Source organism: Pelorhabdus sp. sgz311002 (genome assembly GCF_056134285.1).
In genome coordinates this window covers 89127-110671 of the sequence record NZ_JBWBCL010000012.1, presented here as the reverse complement: position 1 = coordinate 110671, position 21545 = coordinate 89127, and the positions used below count along the sequence as shown (strand labels likewise).

Sequence of the window (21545 nt, the reverse complement as noted above, 5' to 3'; positions counted from 1 at the left end):
CCTTACAAGACACCTCTAAAATAATGCCCCCGTGTAAATTCTTTCGGTTCGAGTGATTCTATCTGCCCATTAAGAAAAGCAGGGTGACTTTCGCCTTGGTCTAAAACCTGCCGATAGAGTTTCGTAACTTTTTCTATCGCATCTGGCGCTAAGGTCTTCGCTTCAAGCCGCACACGATCCACACCAGCAAAAGTAAACTGCGGCAAGTGGGGCAACATACTGAGTTCTTTTGAATTTAAAACATGCATCCGGCAAAATTGATCTGTTTCTACCGGAAACAGAGCATTCATGCGATCCTTTAAATAATACTTTCCATTTAAGCAGGCTTGACGGCACTGTTCTTTGCCTAAGCCGCCCAAAAAACTGCCAATTACGCAATACTCGGAAACCATCATTTCCAAAGGACCATAAACCAGACATTCGATAGCTGTTGCTTTTTGTCTGGCTAACTTCTCAATCTGGCTAAAGCTAAGTTCCGGCGATAAAGTGACGACTTCGATGCCTTGACTTTGCCAAAAATCAAGCGACAATTTATTAAATACATTTAACCCATAATCAGCCATAAGACTAAATTTATGAGACCGTAGCAGCTCTACTGTTCCGAGATTATTAACAGCGACAGCATCAGGAGCCAGGTCATCAAATAAGAACAGCTGTGCTTTAAAAGCAGCGATCTGCCACTCTTTGATAATCCGCGGCGTATTAAAGGTAATTTTCTTACCGGCTTCGCGAACAAGCTTGATGGCCGAACGGTAGTCATCGGCGGTTAGGCCTTGATGTCCATAACACTCGCCGCCAAAGAGAATATGATCGGCGCCCCCAGACAGAGCTGCTTTTACCTTCGCCACACGATCTACATTGACCGTTAATAGTGGGATCTTTTTCTTGCTTGGCTGCGCTGGTAAATAGAGCGAAGGAACACTTTTCACGGCTGCTGCAAGCGGTTCTCGTTGAAATACATTTAGCCGTTCTTGTTCTAACGCTTCAATGGCTTTTCGCCTAGCTTCATTGATTTCACTGACAGGAACCATCACTTCGCCTTGAATATCACAAGTCAGTTCCTGCAGCGAAAACATGGTATTACCAAGACGTTCCACTTGTTTAAAAATCGTCTCCTCCGTTAAGGGACGATTGCGTGCCGCTTGGCCGATAAAGTTTGTTACAGCTTCCCCGCTATAGCCATCTTCATCTGTTAGCATGATCTTTAGCGGCTCTCCCACTGCAGCCCGTACCGTTCCATAAAGAGCTTTTTTCGGCAAAGCCTCCGGTTTGGCAAAAAAGGCTCTAGCTCGCTCCATTAATTTGACGTCAAAAGTTTTGAAAATCCGGTCGCTGCTGCGAACCGTGGCAGGCATATTGATCGTTACAAGTGACTTAGCCGGCGCTGCTTCGACAGCTTGTCCGTCTAAAATAATTTTGTCTACCGTTACATTCACCCTGCCGCCAACTTTTACCCATACGTCAAGAACATCGCCCATGGTCAGTCTCTCATCAAGCTGAATCAACGCCTCTTGCTGACTCCTATCATATTCGACGACACGCCCCGCTCGCGTTCCTCTATTATTAGGCCGACGGTCGCTCATCATGGTTCTTCCGAGCTTCTTTTTTAGATAAGCCGTCGTAAAATCGCGGTTAAAAACCTGAGCCAATTCACGTTGCTCTTCTTCCCCAGCGGAGTAGTTTTGTCCTGCAATGACGCTGTCAATGGCCCGTCGATATGTATCAACAACAACCGCTACATACTCCGGCCGTTTCATACGGCCTTCAATTTTAAATGAGGCTACGCCAGCATCAATGAGCTCTGGTAATAACTCTAATGTATTTAAATCCTTAGGACTTAATAAATACTCGCCAGCATCTTTTCCGGCTAACACATTTTGCCCATTGGCATCAACAAGTTCATAGGGGAGTCGACAAGGCTGGGCACATTTGCCGCGATTGCCGCTGCGCCCGCCGATGAGGCTGCTCATGAGACATTGACCGGAATAACAGACACATAAAGCGCCATGAATAAACGTTTCGATTTCTACAGGACTATGCTTACAAATATGCCGAATGTCCTCCAAAGAAACTTCACGGGATAAAACGACGCGGGAAAAACCATTGCTTGCTAGAAACTCAACACCCGCTAAATTGTGAACTGTCATTTGCGTACTACCATGCAGCGCTAAATGGGGGACAACTTCCTTAGCGATCCTTGCTACAGCAAGATCTTGTACGATAATTGCATCAACCCCGACATCATAAAGCATACGCAAGTAATCAGCCAATTCTTCTAATTCACCTGTATCAATCAAAATATTCACAGTAACATGCACAGCTACACCGCGTAAATGAGCATAGCGTACAGCTGATCGCATTTCTTCTTCATCAAAGTTCGGTGCATAATGACGAGCGCCAAACATCTTTCCACCTAAATACACCGCTTGCGCACCGCTTTCTACGGCAGCGACTAAAGCTTCCCAACTCCCTACAGGAGCTAATAATTCAACCATTTTCTCTCTCTCCTTGCATTACAGAAAAAATTGCCTGTGCCACTGACGAAAAATCAGTTATCTGTTCTGCCAGCTTTCGACTGGCAGGCCCCATAAGCAGCAAAGGAACTTTGTTTATTGTATGGGTTTTCACCGACAAATCTTCAAAGTTTCCGTGGTCACTGACAAGCAACAGGGTACAATCGCCTGCCGCTTCTCGCCAAAATCCCCATAATAGTTCATCTATATATCTTACTATTTTCTCAGCCATCTGCCAATCTTGTTTATGACCATAACGATCTGTTTGAAAATATTCATAAAGTGTAAAATGATGCTGCTGCGTAATCTGCGCCAAATTTTTCCCAGCCTGACAAGGTGATATAATAGGGACATCCGATTCTAAGGCAGCTGCCATTTCATTCGTTATATCTTGATATACGGCTTTTCCTTGTCTCAGTTCCTCAACGGATGCCAGCGGCAATCCAGCGCCTAGCAGCGTCAAAGTCGTTGCAGAATGTCGATATTTTCGGCTGGCAATTAAATTTTCATAATTAGAAAGATAAGCATTTGCCCCCTTCACTCGATAACCGGCTTGAACGAGTTTAGCTAACAGCCCTTCGGCAAAAATTAGCTTTTTAAGCTGTGGCCCCGGAAAGGCTTGCACATGATGCCCCATAGCTTTAGCGGCATTAATACCGGTAAATAAAGTTGTTTGACCTGTAGCGCTTTGCGGCAAACCTGCTACTCCCAACGTCGCATCAAGCGGCAGTAAACAAACCGTATCACTAATAATAGGCCGCAGTTCCTCCGTTAAGGGCTGCTTCAACCAAGCAGAAAAAAAGCTAGGAGCAAACCGAACCAGAGGATTTATCGCTGGATCGCTCTTACCTATTCCCAGCCCATCAATAAATAAAAATAAGAGCTTCACTACCATCCCCTCTTTTCTATAGAAAGAGAGAGCCCACTTTTAGTGCGCCCCCTTCTTTGTCACAAAATCATGGACTTCATCTAGCGTGTTTTCAAATTTCCTCCACTTAGCACCAAATGGGCTAAGTGGGTTTTCCATAATATTTTGCAAGTACACTTCTAAATCTCGCTTCGTTAGCGGCTCACACTCAGGATCTTTAATCACACTAAAAGTGCCACAACTTTCAATTCTTGCCGTCTTAATTACAGGTAGATTCGTAAAATCCATTCCTTGCTTATGAAGTTCCTGGCGAAGATCATCATAATTAAATTGCGTTTTCACTAAATTCGCTTGTTGAATCTTCCCTTTGTCAATAAGAACAACAGGAGCTCCTTCAAACCATTTCCGCAGCCGCTTGCTCTTTAAAGCAAGCCGTGCTAGAAGTTGTTGCAAGAGCAAAAAAGACACCAAACCTTCAATTCCAGCAAAAACACTTTTGTTAGTCTCCATCGCAATGGTTGTAAGCATATCGCCGATTCCAACCATAATGACAAAATCAAAGGGAGACAATTGGCCAACAGCACGATTTCCCATAAGCCGTACTACAATCAAAGAACAAGTAAAGAGAATTACGATCCGCAGAAAATACACTCCAAGTTCATCATAGTCCATGCTACCACTCCTGTCGGAATTAGTATTCCCTGCTATGACGAAGCTATGCGAGTCTTTAACGGTCTTCTTTGATCAGTTCCATAAGCTCTTCATAATCTTCCTTTAAACGCAAATATTCATCAAGCGTATTCAGCGCTGTTAAAACAGCTACCATTTCAGTCGAAAGACGATAATTGCTCTGGGCCAGTTTACGCATGCGATCATCAAGCATTTCTGTAATCATTTTTAGCCTAGTCGGATCGATATCGCCTTTAATGTGATAAGCCCGCCCTAATAATAGAACAGACGTTTTATTTGTTTTTCCGTCCATATACTCACCCTTATTGTAACAAATATTCTAAAGTATATTCGACTAGGAAAAAGCCTTTTCCTGCCCCCGTTTTCAAGGAAAAAAAGAGGAGCCAGCAAAATGCCGCTCCCCACTTTTTCTCAACTTACTCTTCATTCGTCGCGATAGCACCCTTATTTAAAGTACTGTTACGATAGCTATAGCCAAAATATACGACAAAGCCAATGGCGCTCCAGATAAAGAACCGTTCCCAGGTCTCCGCCGGCAAATTATACATTAAATAACCGCAGGAGAAAACAGCTAATGGAGCCACAATCGAAACAGCCGGGCAACGGAAAGGACGCTCTAAATCAGGCCGTACATGCCGCAATACCCACACACCGATAGCGGCAACAACAAAGGCAAAGAGAGTGCCGATATTGGTAAGCTCAGCAATAATACCGATTGGCGTAAAACCAGCAATCAAAGCAACGACGACACCGGCAACCATGGTAATGATATGAGGCGTACCATATTTAGGATGAACTTTGCAAATGGAAGCAGGAATTAAACCGTCACGTGACATCGCGAAGAAAACGCGCGTCTGTCCATACATCAAGACTAACAATACTGTAGTAATCCCACAGATTGCGCCAGTTCCCACTAAAGCAGATCCCAAATTATAGCCAATTGCGCGTAGTGCATAGGCAACAGGCTCTGCATTATTAAGTTCACTATAAGGAACAACACCGGTTAAAACTGCCGCTACCGCAATGTAAAGCACGGTGCAAACAATTAAAGAACCAATAATTCCAATTGGCAGATCACGATTTGGATTCTTACATTCTTCTGCTGCTGTAGCTACAGCATCAAAACCGATATAAGCAAAGAAAATAATAGCAGCGCCACCAGCTACGCCAGCAAAACCGAAAGGCATAAAGGGTGACCAGTTTGCCGTATTTACATGAGGACCGGCTAATAGAAGAAATAAGAATACAGCAATAAGCTTCACACCAACAAGAATTCTGTTTAAAGTTGCACTTTCTTTCGTACCGCGCACAAGTAATAAACTAAGAAAAATAGCAATAATCATCGCTGGCAGATTTACGATACCACCATCAGCCGGTACAGCTGTAAAGGCTTTCGGCAACTCAATGCCGCCAGACTTCAAAAGACCTACTACATAACCAGACCATCCCGCAGCCACAGCACTAGAGCCAACAGAATATTCTAGAACCAGATTCCAACCAACAATCCAGGCAATAATTTCACCAAGCGCCGCATAGGAATAGGTGTAGGCGCTACCAGCAATTGGCACAATAGCTGCCAATTCTGCATAAGCCAGAGCCGCAAAAGCACAAGCGAGGCCCGATAAAACAAAAGAAAGCATGATTCCTGGTCCGGCGTACTTTGCCGCTGCAACCCCGGTAAGTACAAAAATACCGGTCCCAATAATACAGCCAATACCTAAAAGAACAAGATCAAAAGCGGTTAAGCTCTTTTTCAGCCCATTTGCCGCCGCCCCTTCTTTTAGTACGTCAATACTCTTTGTCCGCAAAATGTTCATACGCGTCTCCCTTACCTCCAATAAGTACAGATTGATTCTTCTTGATCGTATCGACAGAGCGGACAAAGGCCAGCTTCGTCCGCTACAGGTAACAGTTTAACACAATCACATGGAAAGGTAAAGAGGAAAATGTGTTTTAGGAATGAACACTTGTGACTATATTCTTGTTTTCGCTTGTAAGGTTTCCTTAAGCGCCGCAACAAGTTTATTGTATTCTGGTTCTACCTCAGCATCAGTAAGGGTTCTTTCATTGCTACGATATACCAGGGAAAAAGCTAGGCTCTTGGCTCCCTGTTCCACTTGCTCGCCAGTGTACACGTCAAAAAGGCTAACATCTTCCAGTAAAGGACTCTTTGTTTTGCCTATCACATCAAGAACACTCTTTGCTTCTGTAGACTCAGGCAATACAAGCGCCAAGTCACGTGAAATAGCCGGAAATTTCGGCAAGGGAGAATATTTCTTAACTTCACCCATACCCAGTAAAGCTTTCATAACATCCTCTTGACTTAAAGCCGTAAAGTTCAAATCAAATACATAGACTTTCCGGTTAAGACCATAGGCCTGTTGCACTGTAGGATGAATTTCTCCTACATAGCCAATAATCTCTCCGGCATATAAAATAGCGGCGCATTTTCCGGGATGAAAGGAAGCAGTTTGTGCTGCCTCAAAAGAAAAATCTTGAATTCCTAAACTGGCAAAAATCGTTTCAACAACGCCCTTGGCATCATAAAAATCGACTTCTTCTTTCCCTTGATTCCAAGCTGTAAGTTGTCGTTTCCCCGTTAGGGCCCCTGCTAAACGCTGCGGTTCTTCCGGCAAAACATCTTGTTCTGCCTGCGGCAAATAAATCGCGCCTAACTCAAAAATCTTTACATCAAGATTCTTGCGAGACACATTACGCGCTACGGTTTCCAAAAGATTCGGCAACAAAGTAGTTCGTAAATCAGAGAATTCTTCCACGATCGGATTTAATAACGGTACCGTATTTCGCAGCGGATCAGCAGCGTCCAAACCAATTTTGTCAAAAGCGCCAGGATGAATGAAACTATAAGTAATAATTTCGCTGAAACCGTTCGCTGTCAACGAATTTTTTACTTTATCTGCGATCAAAGCCTCATAGCTTTGCCCACCTTGTACCACAGTCCCTTGTGGCGTCGTAGCAGGAACTTGGTCATATCCCTTGAGACGTGCTACTTCCTCGGCAATATCAGCCATCCCCGTCACATCAGAACGCCAGGAAGGAACCGTAACAGTAATATCGCCATCGCTATCAGGACCGACAACGGCAAAGTCAAGCTTTTGCAAAAGATCTACCATATCGCCTACGAGAAAATCAGTGCCAAGATAGTCATTAATTTGCTTGCCTGTAAAGCTAAACTTACTTGGCATAGTAACATTCGGGTAGATATCGACAATGCCAGTACATACTTTAGCCGCCCCCATATCAACAAGAAGTTGAGCCGCTCGGTCGAGTGCCGCCGTAACAGCGCTTACATCAACCCCTCGTTCAAAACGACCTGATGCTTCGGAACGAAGTCCCAGTTTTCTAGCTGTCTTACGAATTCTAGCACTATGAAACGCGGCTGCTTCCAGCACAATTGTACGGCTCTGATTCGTCACTTCACTCAGTAATCCACCCATAACACCAGCAACGCCTACAGGCTGCAAGGCATCGGCAATAACAATCATTTCGTCCGTTAATTCTCGTTTCGTATCATCAAGAGTCGTAATCGTTTCACCCTGGTTTGCCAAACGTACTGTAATCTGCTGTTTCGATAGCATAGCATGGTCATAGGCATGCATAGGCTGGCCAAATTCCAACATAACAAAATTTGTTACATCGACAATATTGCTGATGGAACGAATTCCTGCGGAACGAAGACGCATTTTGAGCCATTCCGGTGACGGACCTACCTTCACATCTTCCAAAACCCTAGCAGCAAAGCGGGAACAAATAGATGGATCGGCAATCGTAATGGAAATCTTATCACTTGCCTTACCCGCCCCAGTTTCTTTTACATTTAACAACGGCTTTTTCAAAGTACCGCCCGTAAGAACAGCTATCTCTCTAGCTAAACCAATCATGCTGAAACAATCTGCTCGGTTTGGTGTTAATTCAAATTCCAAAATCACATCATCGAGACCTAAGACCGTGCGAATATCTTCGCCAATAGGCGTATCAGAACTTAACAGAAAGATTCCATCTTTTTCTTCGGGCAGTAGGGTTTTTTCATCAAGAGCCATTTCTTTGGCTGAACAAAGCATGCCATAAGAAGGCAGCCCACGAAGCTTACTTTCTTTGATTTTCATGCCATTAGGCAATTTTGCCCCAATTTTTGCTACGGGAACTACAGCGCCTTTTGTTACGTTTTTAGCGCCTGTGATAATAGTAAGAATCTCAGTTTTCACATCTATTTTACAAATACTGAGCTTGTCGGCGTCAGGATGAGGATAAATATCAAGTACCTTGCCTGTTACTACGTTTGTAAGATTCTCTCCTAAGTGTTGAACTGCTTCTACCGGAATTCCCGCCATAGTAAGCTGTTCTCCTAGCACATCAGGATCAACCGTAAAATCGACATATTCTTTAAGCCATTTAATCGAAGCCTGCATAATCTTCCTCCTGTTACTTTCTCTTAATACTGTCCTAAAAAGCGCACATCATTTTCAAAGAAGAGTCTCATATCGTCAATTCCATACAAAAGCATGGCAATTCGTTCTACCCCCATGCCAAAGGCAAAACCACTGACAACAGCCGGATCATAATTATTTAATGTAAGTACATTAGGATGAACCATACCTGATCCTAGGATTTCTAGCCAGCCCGTTCCCGAGCATACCCGGCAGCCCTTACCGCCGCACATTACACAAGAAATATCTACCTCAGCACTAGGTTCGGTAAACGGAAAAAAGCTGGGACGAAACCGTACAGCTACAGAATTACCGAAAATCTCATGAATAAAGAGCTCTAAGGTTCCTTTTAAATCAGAGAACCGAATATTTTTATCAACAACAAGCCCTTCTACCTGATGGAACATGGGCGAATGAGTCGCATCATAGTCACTGCGATATACTTTGCCTGGAGCTATAATTCGCACAGGCGAATTCGGTTCCTTCGATTGCAGCGTGCGGGCTTGTACTGGTGAAGTGTGAGTCCGCAGCAAAATACTTTCGGTTATATAAAAAGAATCTTGCATGTCCCGTGCTGGGTGTTCCTTGGGAAAATTGAGCATTTCAAAATTATAATAATCCTGCTCGACTTCCGGACCTTCAGCAATTTGAAAGCCCATTTTCATGAAAATATCTTTAATCCGCGTAAGTGTAAGCGTTAATGGATGTAAATGCCCTTGTAGCGCCTTGCGCCCTGGCAGTGTTACATCAATCTTTTCTGAGGTCAGCCGCGCTGCCAGCGCCGCATTCTTCAATTCGGCTGTTTTTTGATCGAGAATTCCTTCTAATTCGGTGCGAATCTCATTGACTACTTGTCCCATCTTCGGCCGCAATTCAGCACTTAAAGAGCCAAGGCCGCGCAACATTGATGTAAGACTGCCCTTTTTCCCTAAGTATTTCACACGTAGATCCTGCAACAATTCGAGACTATCCGCAGAATGAATCGCTGCTAAAGCCTCTTGTCGCAAATTTTGCAATTGCTGTTCCATATAATACCTCCAAAAATAAATTAGGGTAAAAAAAAAGCCTTCACCCCACCAAGGGGCGAAAGTCTGACTTCCGCGGTACCACCCAAATTACCTCTTTGCTTTCAATAACGCCGAAACCGCGTCTGGCCTAATCTCAGTTCAGCCAAAATGCTCCAAAGTGAACTTCAGACAGCCTGCTTGAGAATTGCTTTCAATCTACGGCAAATTCCTCCCTGTACAAGCACAAGCTTCCTACTCTCTTTATCATCGCATATAAAACTATTGAAGCCGCATTTTTCGATACCATAAATAAGCTACGATAGAACCTGTCTGTTTAAAGACGCTCCAAAAGACTTCAGCGGGGATCATGTGTAACCACACCTTCCTTGCTAGCTTTAGGAATAAATACGATTCGTTATCAGTATAGCATAGGAAAAAGCAAAGTTCAAGACGAGAAGCGGCGCTGCCTGAGGGCTTCATACAAAATTACCGCTGCTGAAATGGACACATTTAAAGATTCCGCTTTGCCAATCAAAGGAATATGGACAAAACCGTCGCAATATTCTTTTACGAAAGAACTCATTCCCTGCCCTTCATTTCCAAAAGCAATACAGCAACTAGGGCGCCAATCTACATTATAATAGGAAACGGCATTTTCTACAGATGTGCCATATAAGGAAATTTTTTCTGCTTGCAGCCATTGCAAAATCAAATCTGCTTCCGCTGATAATACCGGAAGATGAAATAACGATCCCATCGACGCCCTCACGACTTTCGGATTATAAACATCTACGCTCTGAATTAAGAGAACGCCGTCACACCCTGCTGCATCAGCCGTCCGAATCAGAGTTCCTAAATTCCCCGGATCTTGTATGCCATCGGCAAGCACCCAAAAGGGATTCGCTCCAGCCTTCGGCAAAGCTTGCTCTTTCTGTTTGACTATTGCCACAATTCCCTGGGGTTCACGGGTATCGCTGATTTTAGCCAGCAAGGCTTCCGAAACTTCATAAACATGACTACATTCTTCAGCCTGCTTCAGCAAAGCGGCGCTACGCTCTTGTCCGCCAAAGCTATCGGCAACAAAAATACTCTCACAAAACCAGTCAGAAGCTAAAACCTCTTCCACTAAGCGAACGCCTTCCACAAGAAAAAGACCCGTTTCTTCCCGATATTTTTTTTGTTTCAACGAAGCAGCAAGTTTTATATTTTGATTTTGAGGGCTTTGTATTTTCTCACGCATAGACCTCATGCCTCCTTTAAAAATAGGTTAATCCATCCTAAAAAAAACAAAAGATTGACAAATTTTTCAGACTATATTAGCATAAAAGTAAGAAGAAGTATCTTCTTTACATGGTTTGGACTAAAAAAGTATAAGGAGGGTGTTACTATGGTTCATGTACCCAATACACTTCAAACTGGAATCTATTATGAAGTACAAAAAACGGTTGATGCTGCCGATGTAGCTGCGAACTACGGTTCGCACGAACTCCAAAATCTCCTTGCAACTCCTGCTTATGTCGCCATGATGATTGAAGCAGCTACCCAAGCTGTTGATCCCCTACTCCCTGATGGATTGGTCACCGTGGGACAGTCCATGGAATTTATCCACCAAGCTCCTACTGTTTTAGGAATGAATATTACCGTACGAGCTACCTTAAACAAGTTGGAAGACAATAAACTGTCTTTCATTATCACAGCTCATGATGAAATCGGTGAAATCGGCCATGGAAAACATGTTCGTCTGATCGTAAATCGAGATTCTCTGTTAAAACGTGCTTATGAACGCGCCGGTGTTTACGGCGTTAAGTAAAATCTTGCGACAAAAAAGGGCTTGCTAAGCAAGCCCTTTTCCTTTTATTCTGCTAAGTCTTACCGATTTTCTTTAGCGGTAGCAACAAGCTGAGCAAAAGCAGTCATGTCGTTTACAGCTAAATCAGCAAGCATTTTACGGTTTACTTCTACACCAGCTTTTTTAAGTCCGCTGATCATTTGGCTATAAGAAATACCGTTCATGCGGGCTGCTGCATTGATACGAGCAATCCACAATTTGCGGAAATCACCTTTTTTCGCGCGACGGTCACGGCGAGCATAGTAAAGAGCTTTCATTACTGTTTCATTTGCTTTTTTGAACAGTTTGCTCTTAGAACCTCTAAAACCTTTTGCTAATTTTAAAATCTTTTTATGACGACGATGTGCAGTCACGCCTTTTTTTACTCTCGGCATCTGCGATCCCCCATTTCGATTATAAGTTTATTATGCGTACGGCAACATTTTTACTACGCGGTTATGATCGGATTTGCTAATAAGCGTAGCTTTACGCAAATTGCGTTTCCGAGATGGAGACTTTTTCTCCAAAATGTGGCTTTTAAAAGCTTTAGCACGTTTAAATTCGCCAGTTCCGGTTACTTTAAACCGTTTGGCTGCACTTCTCCGTGTTTTCATCTTAGGCATACTGAGAATCCCCCTTAGGTTAATTATGTTGCTTTGGAGCAAGAATCATAATCATATTTTTCCCTTCAAGTTTCGGGTCACGCTCCACATTGACCGTCTCTTTTAATATACCGGCCATTTTGACAAGCAATTGACGGCCGAGTTCAGGGTGAGAAAGTTCACGACCACGGAACATGATCGTCACTTTCACTTTATCTCCGTCAGCTAAAAAGCGCTGCGCATTTTTTAGTTTGACTTCAAAATCATGATCTTCAATGCCTGGGCGAAGTTTTACTTCTTTTACGGTAACAGTCTTCTGCTTTTTCTTTGTTTCTTTATCGCGCTTTTGCTGCTCATATTTAAATTTACCAAAATCCATAATACGGCAGACCGGCGGTTTCGCAGTCGGTGCTACTTCTACAAGATCCAACTGTTGTTCGGAAGCAAGACGGACAGCCTCTCTCGTAAGCATAATTCCTAACTGATCGCCAGTACTACTTACAACACGAACTTCTCTGACTCGAATCTCCTCATTCACCCTCAAAGTATCTTTGCTAATCACCATTCACCTCTTTCAATTCAAATAAAAAACGGGCGGCATAACCCACCCGTTCCACGACGACATTCATCTATGAAATCAACTACCTTACGAACAGCTCGTTGTAAGGTGAGAAGCGGATGGCCTCTGCTTAGTTATTCTCGTTTTGACTTATTTAGTTTACCACTCTTATTTTACACTGTCAACAATTTTATTGAATTTGTTACCAAGCTTTCTTAGCCGCAATATCAGCCTGAAGGGTTTGAATAAACGTATCGACTTCCTGGGTGCCAATATCGCCTTCGCCCCGTTTTCTGACAGCAACTAGACCACTTTCCATTTCCTTATCACCAAGAACTAGCATATAAGGCGTTTTCTGCAATTGCGCTTCCCTGATTTTATAGCCAATCTTTTCACTACGGACATCAACAGCAGTGCGAATACCTGCTTTCTTCATCTTTGCCGCCAATTCTTTCGCATAAGCAGCCTGACGATCCGTAATAGGCAGGATCTTGACCTGTACTGGTGAGAGCCATAAAGGGAAAGCCCCAGCATAATGTTCAATCAAAATTCCCATAAAACGTTCCATACTGCCGTAAGCAACGCGATGGATCATAACCGGACGATGTTTTTGCCCATCTTCGCCGATATAAGTTAGATCAAATTTTTCCGGCATCTGCATATCTAACTGAATCGTACCACATTGCCAAGTTCTGCCGATGGAATCAGTAAGATGGAAATCAATTTTCGGACCATAGAAAGCGCCATCGCCTTCATTCACCTTATAGGTCATTTTCCGATCTTCTAAGGCATCACGCAGTGCGTTCGTTGCCACTTCCCATACTTCATCAGATCCCATAGAATCTTCCGGCCGTGTACTAAGTTCCGCATGATAAGTAAGGCCGAAAACGCTATAAACAGTATTGAAGAGATCAATGACTTTTTGAATTTCTTCTTTAATCTGCGACGGCAACATAAAGATATGAGCATCATCTTGCGTAAAGCTTCTTACGCGCATCAAGCCGTGCAAAGCGCCGGAAAGCTCATGGCGATGAACCAGACCGAGTTCACAAGTGCGAAGCGGCAAGTCACGATAACTATGATGCTGCGTCCGATATACAAGAATACCACCAGGGCAGTTCATGGGTTTTACGGCATAGCCTTCCCCATCAATCTGCGTAAAGTACATATTTTCCCGATAGTGATCCCAGTGACCGGACTGCTGCCAAAGCGCCTGATTTAAGATGATCGGCGTTTTAATTTCCTGATAATCATATTCATTATGAATCTCACGCCAGAAAGTTTCCAATTCGTTGCGAATAATCATGCCATTGGGATGTAAGAACGGAAAGCCCGGACCCTCTTCTTGAATACTGAATAAATCAAGTTCCTTGCCAAGTTTACGATGATCCCGTTTGGCGGCTTCTTCGAGCATTGTCAGATAGGCGTCAAGTTCTGCTTTCTTTTCAAAAACAGTACCATAAATACGCTGCAACATTTTACGTTTTTCATCACCGCGCCAGTAAGCACCAGCCAAGCTCTGCAGCTTTACCGCTTTCAATCGGCCTGTAGAAGGCACATGGGGGCCAGCGCAAAGATCCACAAAATCCCCTTGACGATACAGTGAAATCTGTACATCAGGCGGTAAATCATTGATTAGTTCTAATTTATAGGTTTCGCCAAGCTCTTTAAAAATTTGAATCGCTTCTTTACGGCTTACGACTTGCCGCTCGATTGCTAAGTTTTCTTTAACAATCTTCTCCATCTCAGCCTGAATTTTGGCAAGATCTTCGGGCGTAAAGGTATGAGTTGTATCAAAATCATAATAAAAGCCATTAGCAATAGCTGGTCCAATACCAAGTTTTACATCAGGAAACAGGTGTTTTACCGCTTGTGCTAAAAGATGTGAGCCACTATGACGGAGTGCATCCTTGCCTGCCTGGTCTTCAAAGGTAAAAAACTCAATCTTGCCGCCTTTATCTAACTTATGCATTAAGTCCACAGTCTCACCATCAAGCTTGGCTACAAGAACTGCTTTTCCCAAGCCGCGGCTAATCGATTGGGCAGCCGCTAATACGGTTGTACCTGCTTCAAATTCTCTCGCTTGTCCATCTTTCAAAATGAGTTCAATCATTGTTTTTCTACCTCCTAATCAAATACCCTCAGAGACCTTCAGACAAAACAAAAAAACCCTCTATCCCTGTAGGGACGAGAGTTGTTGCCCGTGGTTCCACCCTGATTCTGCGTACCAAAACGCAGGCTCTTCGATTTTGTAACGAAAATCACTCGGCTTCTTATACTCGTTGGGTTCCAAGAAGCAGTTTAGAGGTGGTAATCGCCAAGAAGTCCTGCGAAGATGGTTTCAGCCAAGCCATCTCTCTCTGCACGCGGCGCTTTCTGTGATCATGTCCTCGTCATTACTATTCGTAGCTTTATACTGTAAATTCTAATTTAGTAATTATTATAAAACGCGTAGCCGCAAAAGTCAATGATTTCCCCTACTAGGACGACATAAACTGCAGCCATCACATAAAATCACTCTTCCCTCAAAAACACTTTGAATCGTACTAATAATTTCAAAATTAGCCAAAGCTCCGGCAAAGTGAACCATAACGGTGTATGGCGCGAGTGTCACCAATGCACTAATTAAAGCATCTTGATCGTTCATGGCGCCCGTGTCGCCAACCATATCCAAAAATGTTTCTTCTAAACTTTCGCCCGCTTCATTTAAAATCTGAAAATGCTGATTTTCTAGGACAATGACATGAATCTCTTCGTGTTTCGGCTGTTGGGATTCTACAAAGTACCTCAGTACGCGAATAAACTCCTGATATTCCAATTCCATCATAAAATCGTCCACCGTGCGGTCAATGACCTGAGCCAGCTTTTCGTAGTAAGACTTCAGACGAAAATGCATAAACCCTTCTAGAATTAAATCATGACCATACTCTAAGTACTCAGTCATTTTATCAGCAATATATTGAAACCGAACTGTAGAGGGATAGCTGGTATCGGCAGTCGTGGGGACTTCAATGCGCTTTAACACTTTTTGCAACAAACTTTGCCGTTCAGAACTGCTAAAATACTCATAGCGTCGTTCAATCATTCGCTGCAATAGCGGCTGTTCAGCAACTGTTACGATATATCTAGCCAAAAGCGCCGTAATTTCTTGTTTCACGAGCCGCTTTACCCGTTCATAGTTACGAAAAGACAATTCCCCTTCGTTGACATGACAGCTAATAAATTGATAGCTTCCTTTCACCTCATTATGGACAGCTACCTTATAACCTTTATAGGCTAAATTAGCACAGACTGCCTCAATTTCGACATTTAAGCTTCGATCACTATCATCAGAATGACGAAGCCCAATTGTCAGTAATTTCACCTCTGCCACCTCCTTCGCTGCTATTATTATATGTCTTTTGCCACGAATGCATACGAAGGAAGAAGGGTCTTTCTACTTTAAGCTTGTTGTTCGGTCTGCTGAATCGCCGCTTCAATAGCATCATACCAGGAATCGCGTTTTCCTATCCCTACGCGCCATACTACATCTTGAATACTACGAATTACTAATACATTAGGAATAATATAAAAAGTTTTTTCTTTTTGTAGTTCGGCAATATGATACAATGACAAATCTGTAGAAAATTTATTCTCAGCATTTTCCAATAAATATCCGACAAATACTAGCCGCTCTGTTGTTAAGTACATAGCACCGTTTAGGACGGAATCTTCTATCGTGAGGTTGCCCAGTCCCTTTTTTACAACCTTTTCACCTTCAAGCAACTTAAAAGAATACATATAAGCGCTCCTTTCTCCATTGACTTTCTATTTTATCATTAAATATATCTTCTTATTCTCTTCGATTTTAACAAAAAAACCGCCGCAAAGAAACCTTGCAGCGGTTTAAAAAATTTTATTTTCCTGATAACGCAGCAAGCTGCTGTACCAAAATATCCTCAAAGCGTTCTGTTTTCTTCTTTTTGCCACTTTCTAGGTTATGAGGAAGATTCGGCTTTTGAAATTCCACTTTCTGAATCGGCAATACTCTTACTAAAGCATCCATTCCTATCGCCCTCCTTGGCTAGGTAATAAATCCCTTTTTAATAGTATCGAAGTCCCAGAAAAAAACTTAAGCTTTTTTTAACCACTTTTTAACTATTTTTTAATTATTTTTCAATTTTTGTTTTAACAGCCATTTTTCCGCAGCCGCTAACAACACATTTTTTTCGTTCACAAGCTCACCGTCTTGAACACGCTGCAGCAATATTTTTAAGCAAGAACCGATTGACTGCGGCTCAGGCGCCCATTTGCAAATCTCTTTACCACGTATAACCAAATCACTCGTATGAACAGGCATCTTACAAGTAACCTCTTCTAGAACCGTCAAAAAATGCTTGGAAAAACTGGCCTGATCCTTGCTGCTCTTTCCTGTCGCTATCGCATCAGCAAAGCAAAGTTGCGCTAATTCTACAAAAGCTTGCTTCAACTCAGCTTGATCACGAAACCGTCCGCTGCGTGCCTCCTCTCGAAGCCAATGCACTAAACTGCGAGAATCATTTTCGACAACAGTACGATAAAAAATCACATGAAACCGCATATGCTTCTCTACCAGCCAAGAAATACGGACGACAAATTTAGGTGCAAACTCCAATCTAGTCAAAATAGCTTTCGCTATAGTAGCCCCCGCTTTATCGTGACCATAATCCGTAATTCGCCCTTCAGCTGTGATGCTTCTCACGCCAACGCTTCCTTTGGCAACATCATGAAGCAAGGCCGCCCAGCGTACCGTAATATCGGTGGATGAAGCAACGACAGCTGCCACCGTATGATACCATACATCAAAAGAATGGAATGCCGGATTCTGTGGGACTCCCAACAAATCTCTTAATTCAGGCAACAGCGCAATCTCATAGACTTGACCTTGCCGCTTGACTTGGCAAGTACACTGAGCCAAGCCGGAATGAACCAAATAATCAAGTCCCACTGCGACCTGACCAGATAGCAACAGCTTATTGATCTCCGCCTTCACGCGCTCTAATGATAACCCTTTCACACGTTCTAAACAACGAGTCATAGCCTCATACGTTTTATCTTCAAGGCGAAAACCTAATTGTGCCGCAAACCGACAGGCGCGAAACAGGCGCAAGGCATCTTCTTGAAACCGTTTTACGGGATCTCCTACCGTTCGCAGTAGTGCCAAGTCCAAATCGTTTCGACCGCCAAAATAGTCAATAATTTTGCCGGTCCTAGTAAGAGCCATAGCATTGATTGTAAAATCACGCCTTGCTAAATCCTCTTGTAGTGATTCTGTATACCTTACAGTTTCCGGACGATGGGCATCGTCGCCGTAGCACTCTGTGCGAAAAGTAGCAACTTCCCACGTTTTATGTTCAAATACCAAAGCAACAACACCGAAATTCGCCCCAAGTTTTTCAACAATCCGCCAGCCCTTGCGACGGCAAAGCGTCAGCACTTCCTCCGGCTGAGCATTTGTAGCCACATCAAAATCCTTTGGCACAATGCCAAGCAAAAGATCACGTACAGCGCCACCGACAATATAGGCAGCAAAACCAGCCTCTGACAAGCTTTCAACTATAGTTAAAGCCTCTGATGGTATTTGGGCTGGCGAAATAACAGAAACATCTGCAAAGCCCATCGGCTGTACCTCCTTTTTCAAAAGGATGTGCTGAATAAGAAAAAAGGAACCATTTAAATGGCCCCTAAAAACGTCCTATTATGCTGATTTCTTTTTAAAATACCAGAAAGCGGCAATCGCGACAAGGGCAATTGCTGTAATTACACTGGCTTGATGACCATAGCGATTCATAATTTCCCAATTGTAGCCAAGCATCTTACCAATATAAATGAGCGCCACTGTCCAAGGAAAAGAACCGACTACCGTATAAATAACAAATTTGACAAAGGGAACCTGGGCAAACCCGGCTGGTAATGAAATAAAGGTTCTTACTACAGGCATCAGTCTAGCAAAAAATACTGCAGCCAGACCATAACGGTCAAACCAGCGTTGCGCTTGGTCCAAACGCTTCGGTGTAACGAAAAAGTATTTTCCATAGCGAAACACAAAAGGCCGTCCGCCATAATAGCCAATACCGTAAGAAACAATCGAGCCAGCCAAACCGCCTAAAACACCGTATATGGTAGCAGGCCAAAACTCTAATCGACCTAAATAGACCAAATATCCGGCAAAACCAAAAATTAACTCGCTGGGTATCGGAATATTGGCACTTTCCAAAGCCATTCCAAGAAAAATAGCCCAATAACCCCAAATATCAATAAAATAAGTTACCGATGAAAAGAACTGTTCCACTCACTCAACTCCTAACAAAACTTAGACAATCATCACAAGAATTGTATCATAGGATCGAGAGGTGTGTAAATAAATTCACTCTAAGTCAAATTTTTAATAATCAACACTTCATTACCGCGTTGACTATAAAGTACTTTATCGGTCCAAGCCGCCATAATTCCTAAACCACGGCCACATTCCGCATCTAGTTTTGTTTCAAACAGCTCTGGGCTGGACTGATTGCCAAGTGATTCTATTGCTGCATTACCAAGAAAACCAGGGCCATCATCTTTCACTCGTATCACGAGACGCTGGCCAATCTTCTGGATCGTAACTTTTACTTTTGTACCATAGGCCAGCGCATTATTGAGCGCTTCACCAAGCACAATTTCGAGCTTAGGCCCCTCGTTTCCCGCCAACTTATATAGACTTTTTTTCACTTGATCGCGACGCAAGGCCGTATACTCATCGTTAGAAAAATTAAAATACTGCTTTTTCTCAGGCCAAGCTCTAACTTCAATACATAAAGCGGAGCAATCATCAAAACGTTGTCCATCCTGACTCAGTCGTTTTAAAGCTTCAACCGTTTCAGAAAACTGGCATATGCCGTTAAAAAAGGAATCTGGCAGTCGTTCATAAATTCCATCAGTCATAAAATAGAACAGATCACCATGCTGCAAAGGAATTGTGACAAATTCAAAATCAGGATCATTAGTAATCCCAAGATACAAGCCACGTAAAGGCATTAACCCGATATCCGATTGCGTACAAGCAATAATATAATTGATTCCCCCTGTGATATAAGTGAGGGTTTGTTTGGCAAAATCAAAAGTAAAGGCAATCATGGCTACAAAAGCATTTTCCGGGAAGTATTCTAGACAATACCGATTCAGTTCCAAAAAAGCAGTCGGCGTCCATCCCTGCTCTTTTTCCATCGTTTCATTTAACAAACTGCTGATTGACGCAGTATGAAGCGCCGTAGCAATTCCGTGTCCTGTCACATCAATGATATAACCATGCAATTGCTGCTTTGATCGCGACCATTTATACCCATAATAATCGCCGCTAACAAAATGAAGCGGTTGAAAAACGGTTCGAATCGCTACTAGCTCATTGTTAGATTCTGCTGGCAACAACGATTTTTGCATAGTTCCCGCCAGCTCTAATTCTCCCTGTAGAATCGCTTGCAATTTTTGCTGTTCTGTTACATCGCGATAAGAGATCAAAATAAGGCGTTTCCCACTATATTCAACTAAAGAAGCAACCCGCTCCAACTGAATTTTACTGCCATCTTTACGACGGCATGAGCGAATCGCAGCAGGGAGTCCGCCAAAACGAGCTAACATAGCCACAAGACTTTGGAGAGAATCTTCACTAATCATAAGTAAATCAGATAGAGGCATTGACAAAAGTTCTTCCCGCTCATAACCAAATACACGGAGTGAAGCATTATTGGCTTCCGTAATGATCTTGGAATTAAAATCTACAACAAGAACCGCTTCCGACGATTGCATCATAAGCGCCTCATAGCGGCGGCGATTTTCTTCCACTTCCGCCGTTATCCGCCTTTGCTCCGTAATATCAGTAATTAAAGTAGCCACATAATAAGGTTCAGGGCTATAGGCGGAAATTTGATAGCATTTGTCACCCACTTCCAAAATCCGCTCAAAACTCAAACTTGTCGGCTGCAAAACTTGCGAACCATACTCTTTCAAGCAATCAAAAACCAGCTTCAGTTCATTGCAAGATACCTCGGAAATTTTTCGTCCGCTCCAAGAAAAGCCTGGCACGAGGCGACAAAATTGTTCAATAAAAGAATGGTTTACATCGAGAATCTCTCCGTCAATCACTGCTCCATCGCGATCTAACAAAAGCTTACAATAGATAAACGCCTTTTTCATATGATCGAAGAGACCACGGTAGCGATTTTCACTCACCAGGAGCGCTTGATGATTTTCCAAAAGCAAGTCCTCTGCTGCCTGACGTTCACTCACTTCTTCTTCAAGCATGGCATTCATATCAGATAAAGCAATGGTTCGCTCATAGACTTTTCGTTCTAAACCTTCATTTAACTCTTTTAACGTGTCTTCCTTGCGCTTTCTCGCCTTTAGGTCCAGCACTAAAGCTGGAATAATAACAGCAAGCAGCCCCAGACTTAAAAAACCTCCAGCAATTAACATCTGTCGCAAGCGATTCTTACTTTCTTCCAAAATCAAAGATCGATCAGCTAGTACTTGCCGTTGATCAGCCGTAATGGATTGCAAAATGGCGCGCATTTCATCCATCTGCCGCTTCCGCTCAAACATTATATCATTATCAGGTACTTTACCTGGCAAAAGTATTTTCTGATTCCACTCTGTTTCCAGTCTTTCTAGTTTTGCAATACGACTCTGCAACAAAGGGTCGTCTATCACAAGATTTTTTATATCCATTAAATGCTCTTCAAATTCAGCTTTTCCTTGTTGATAAGGGCTTAAAAAAAGCGGTTCCTCCGTCACTATGTAGCCGCGAATTCCTGTTTCCATATTGATTAGGCTCACCAACAGCCCATCAGTGCGCTGCATAATTTGATAAGTATGTCGATTGCAGTCAAGTATTTTCGACTCTTCTTGACTATTGTGATAGGCATAACCGATCATAACTACAATCGAAAAAATAACACCAGCAAAACCAATATAAAGTTTTCGCACAACCGATGTATTGACAACAATATAGCGAAATGGCGACATACAAGCCCCTCC

General features: G+C 43.0%; 19 protein-coding genes and 3 other annotated features. Of the genes, 1 reads left to right on the top strand and 18 read right to left on the bottom strand.

What is annotated here, in order from left to right:
• Positions 1-2: 2 nt before the first annotated feature.
• From AC0NJP_RS15580 to AC0NJP_RS15545, 8 genes are all read right to left on the bottom strand, one after another.
• On the bottom strand, positions 3-2495 hold the full coding sequence (locus AC0NJP_RS15580) for a U32 family peptidase (RefSeq protein WP_474700357.1): 2493 nt from the start codon (positions 2493-2495) through the stop codon (positions 3-5).
• Complete coding sequence (locus AC0NJP_RS15575) at positions 2488-3402, bottom strand: metalloenzyme (RefSeq protein WP_474700356.1); 915 nt, start codon at positions 3400-3402, stop codon at positions 2488-2490. The genes AC0NJP_RS15580 and AC0NJP_RS15575 overlap by 8 nt, the downstream gene beginning before the upstream one ends.
• A gap of 39 nt (positions 3403-3441) precedes the next feature.
• Entirely contained in the window at positions 3442-4053 is a 612-nt protein-coding gene (locus tag AC0NJP_RS15570; protein WP_474700355.1) for a DUF421 domain-containing protein, read from the bottom strand.
• A gap of 55 nt (positions 4054-4108) precedes the next feature.
• Positions 4109-4363, bottom strand: coding sequence for a cell division protein ZapA (locus AC0NJP_RS15565; protein WP_474040477.1), 255 nt, complete (start codon positions 4361-4363; stop codon positions 4109-4111).
• Positions 4364-4487: 124 nt separating this feature from the next.
• A complete protein-coding gene (locus AC0NJP_RS15560; RefSeq protein ID WP_474040478.1) occupies positions 4488-5888 on the bottom strand; it encodes an amino acid permease in 1401 nt (466 codons plus the stop codon).
• Positions 5889-6044: 156 nt separating this feature from the next.
• Entirely contained in the window at positions 6045-8501 is a 2457-nt protein-coding gene (gene pheT / locus AC0NJP_RS15555; RefSeq protein WP_474700354.1) for a phenylalanine--tRNA ligase subunit beta, read from the bottom strand.
• 23 nt (positions 8502-8524) lie between these two features.
• Complete coding sequence (gene pheS, locus AC0NJP_RS15550) at positions 8525-9547, bottom strand: phenylalanine--tRNA ligase subunit alpha (RefSeq protein ID WP_474700353.1); 1023 nt, start codon at positions 9545-9547, stop codon at positions 8525-8527.
• Between the two features lie 48 nt (positions 9548-9595).
• Positions 9596-9803, bottom strand: a binding site (T-box leader).
• A 168-nt stretch (positions 9804-9971) separates the two neighbouring features.
• Complete coding sequence (locus AC0NJP_RS15545) at positions 9972-10766, bottom strand: TrmH family RNA methyltransferase (RefSeq protein WP_474700352.1); 795 nt, start codon at positions 10764-10766, stop codon at positions 9972-9974.
• A 147-nt stretch (positions 10767-10913) separates the two neighbouring features.
• Between AC0NJP_RS15545 and AC0NJP_RS15540 the strand changes: the two genes are divergently transcribed.
• Positions 10914-11336, top strand: coding sequence for a thioesterase family protein (locus tag AC0NJP_RS15540; RefSeq protein WP_474040482.1), 423 nt, complete (start codon positions 10914-10916; stop codon positions 11334-11336).
• A gap of 59 nt (positions 11337-11395) precedes the next feature.
• Here AC0NJP_RS15540 and rplT read toward each other — a convergent pair whose 3' ends face one another.
• The 10 genes from rplT to AC0NJP_RS15490 form a co-directional block, all read right to left on the bottom strand.
• On the bottom strand, positions 11396-11749 hold the full coding sequence (gene rplT, locus AC0NJP_RS15535) for a 50S ribosomal protein L20 (protein WP_474040483.1): 354 nt from the start codon (positions 11747-11749) through the stop codon (positions 11396-11398).
• A gap of 30 nt (positions 11750-11779) precedes the next feature.
• The gene (rpmI, locus tag AC0NJP_RS15530; RefSeq protein WP_474040484.1) at positions 11780-11977 is read right to left on the bottom strand and encodes a 50S ribosomal protein L35; all 198 of its coding nucleotides are present in this window, start codon (positions 11975-11977) and stop codon (positions 11780-11782) included.
• Between the two features lie 19 nt (positions 11978-11996).
• Positions 11997-12500 (bottom strand): translation initiation factor IF-3, encoded by a 504-nt coding sequence (infC, locus tag AC0NJP_RS15525; protein WP_474040718.1) that lies wholly within the window; start codon positions 12498-12500, stop codon positions 11997-11999.
• 32 nt (positions 12501-12532) lie between these two features.
• Positions 12533-12653 (bottom strand) — a sequence feature (ribosomal protein L20 leader region).
• Between the two features lie 64 nt (positions 12654-12717).
• Positions 12718-14628 (bottom strand): threonine--tRNA ligase, encoded by a 1911-nt coding sequence (thrS, locus tag AC0NJP_RS15520; RefSeq protein ID WP_474700351.1) that lies wholly within the window; start codon positions 14626-14628, stop codon positions 12718-12720.
• A 67-nt stretch (positions 14629-14695) separates the two neighbouring features.
• Positions 14696-14921 (bottom strand) — a binding site (T-box leader).
• 58 nt (positions 14922-14979) lie between these two features.
• A complete protein-coding gene (gene ytxC / locus AC0NJP_RS15515; protein ID WP_474040486.1) occupies positions 14980-15879 on the bottom strand; it encodes a sporulation protein YtxC in 900 nt (299 codons plus the stop codon).
• Between the two features lie 77 nt (positions 15880-15956).
• The gene (locus AC0NJP_RS15510) at positions 15957-16295 is read right to left on the bottom strand and encodes a GRAM domain-containing protein (RefSeq protein WP_474040487.1); all 339 of its coding nucleotides are present in this window, start codon (positions 16293-16295) and stop codon (positions 15957-15959) included.
• A 115-nt stretch (positions 16296-16410) separates the two neighbouring features.
• Positions 16411-16560 carry a hypothetical protein gene (locus AC0NJP_RS15505; RefSeq protein WP_474040488.1) on the bottom strand — a complete coding sequence of 50 codons (150 nt, stop codon included), beginning with the start codon at positions 16558-16560 and terminating at the stop codon, positions 16411-16413.
• 99 nt (positions 16561-16659) lie between these two features.
• Positions 16660-18153, bottom strand: coding sequence for a CCA tRNA nucleotidyltransferase (locus tag AC0NJP_RS15500; protein WP_474700350.1), 1494 nt, complete (start codon positions 18151-18153; stop codon positions 16660-16662).
• A gap of 78 nt (positions 18154-18231) precedes the next feature.
• Complete coding sequence (locus tag AC0NJP_RS15495) at positions 18232-18825, bottom strand: DedA family protein (RefSeq protein WP_474700349.1); 594 nt, start codon at positions 18823-18825, stop codon at positions 18232-18234.
• 80 nt (positions 18826-18905) lie between these two features.
• Complete coding sequence (locus tag AC0NJP_RS15490; RefSeq protein ID WP_474700348.1) at positions 18906-21533, bottom strand: CHASE3 domain-containing protein; 2628 nt, start codon at positions 21531-21533, stop codon at positions 18906-18908.
• Between the last annotated feature and the right edge of the window lie 12 nt (positions 21534-21545).

Bases quoted from the DNA above. Each gene is read 5' to 3' on its own strand.
- AC0NJP_RS15580 (WP_474700357.1), bottom strand. From the start codon at position 2,495: ATGGTTGAATTATTAGCTCCTGTAGGGAGTTGGGAAGCTTTAGTCGCT.
- AC0NJP_RS15570 (WP_474700355.1), bottom strand. From the start codon at position 4,053: ATGGACTATGATGAACTTGGAGTGTATTTTCTGCGGATCGTAATTCTC.
- AC0NJP_RS15565 (WP_474040477.1), bottom strand. From the start codon at position 4,363: ATGGACGGAAAAACAAATAAAACGTCTGTTCTATTATTAGGGCGGGCT.
- AC0NJP_RS15560 (WP_474040478.1), bottom strand. From the start codon at position 5,888: ATGAACATTTTGCGGACAAAGAGTATTGACGTACTAAAAGAAGGGGCG.
- pheT (WP_474700354.1), bottom strand. From the start codon at position 8,501: ATGCAGGCTTCGATTAAATGGCTTAAAGAATATGTCGATTTTACGGTT.
- pheS (WP_474700353.1), bottom strand. From the start codon at position 9,547: ATGGAACAGCAATTGCAAAATTTGCGACAAGAGGCTTTAGCAGCGATT.
- AC0NJP_RS15545 (WP_474700352.1), bottom strand. From the start codon at position 10,766: ATGCGTGAGAAAATACAAAGCCCTCAAAATCAAAATATAAAACTTGCT.
- AC0NJP_RS15540 (WP_474040482.1), top strand. From the start codon at position 10,914: ATGGTTCATGTACCCAATACACTTCAAACTGGAATCTATTATGAAGTA.
- rplT (WP_474040483.1), bottom strand. From the start codon at position 11,749: ATGCCGAGAGTAAAAAAAGGCGTGACTGCACATCGTCGTCATAAAAAG.
- rpmI (WP_474040484.1), bottom strand. From the start codon at position 11,977: ATGCCTAAGATGAAAACACGGAGAAGTGCAGCCAAACGGTTTAAAGTA.
- thrS (WP_474700351.1), bottom strand. From the start codon at position 14,628: ATGATTGAACTCATTTTGAAAGATGGACAAGCGAGAGAATTTGAAGCA.
- AC0NJP_RS15510 (WP_474040487.1), bottom strand. From the start codon at position 16,295: ATGTATTCTTTTAAGTTGCTTGAAGGTGAAAAGGTTGTAAAAAAGGGA.
- AC0NJP_RS15505 (WP_474040488.1), bottom strand. From the start codon at position 16,560: ATGGATGCTTTAGTAAGAGTATTGCCGATTCAGAAAGTGGAATTTCAA.
- AC0NJP_RS15500 (WP_474700350.1), bottom strand. From the start codon at position 18,153: ATGGGCTTTGCAGATGTTTCTGTTATTTCGCCAGCCCAAATACCATCA.
- AC0NJP_RS15490 (WP_474700348.1), bottom strand. From the start codon at position 21,533: ATGTCGCCATTTCGCTATATTGTTGTCAATACATCGGTTGTGCGAAAA.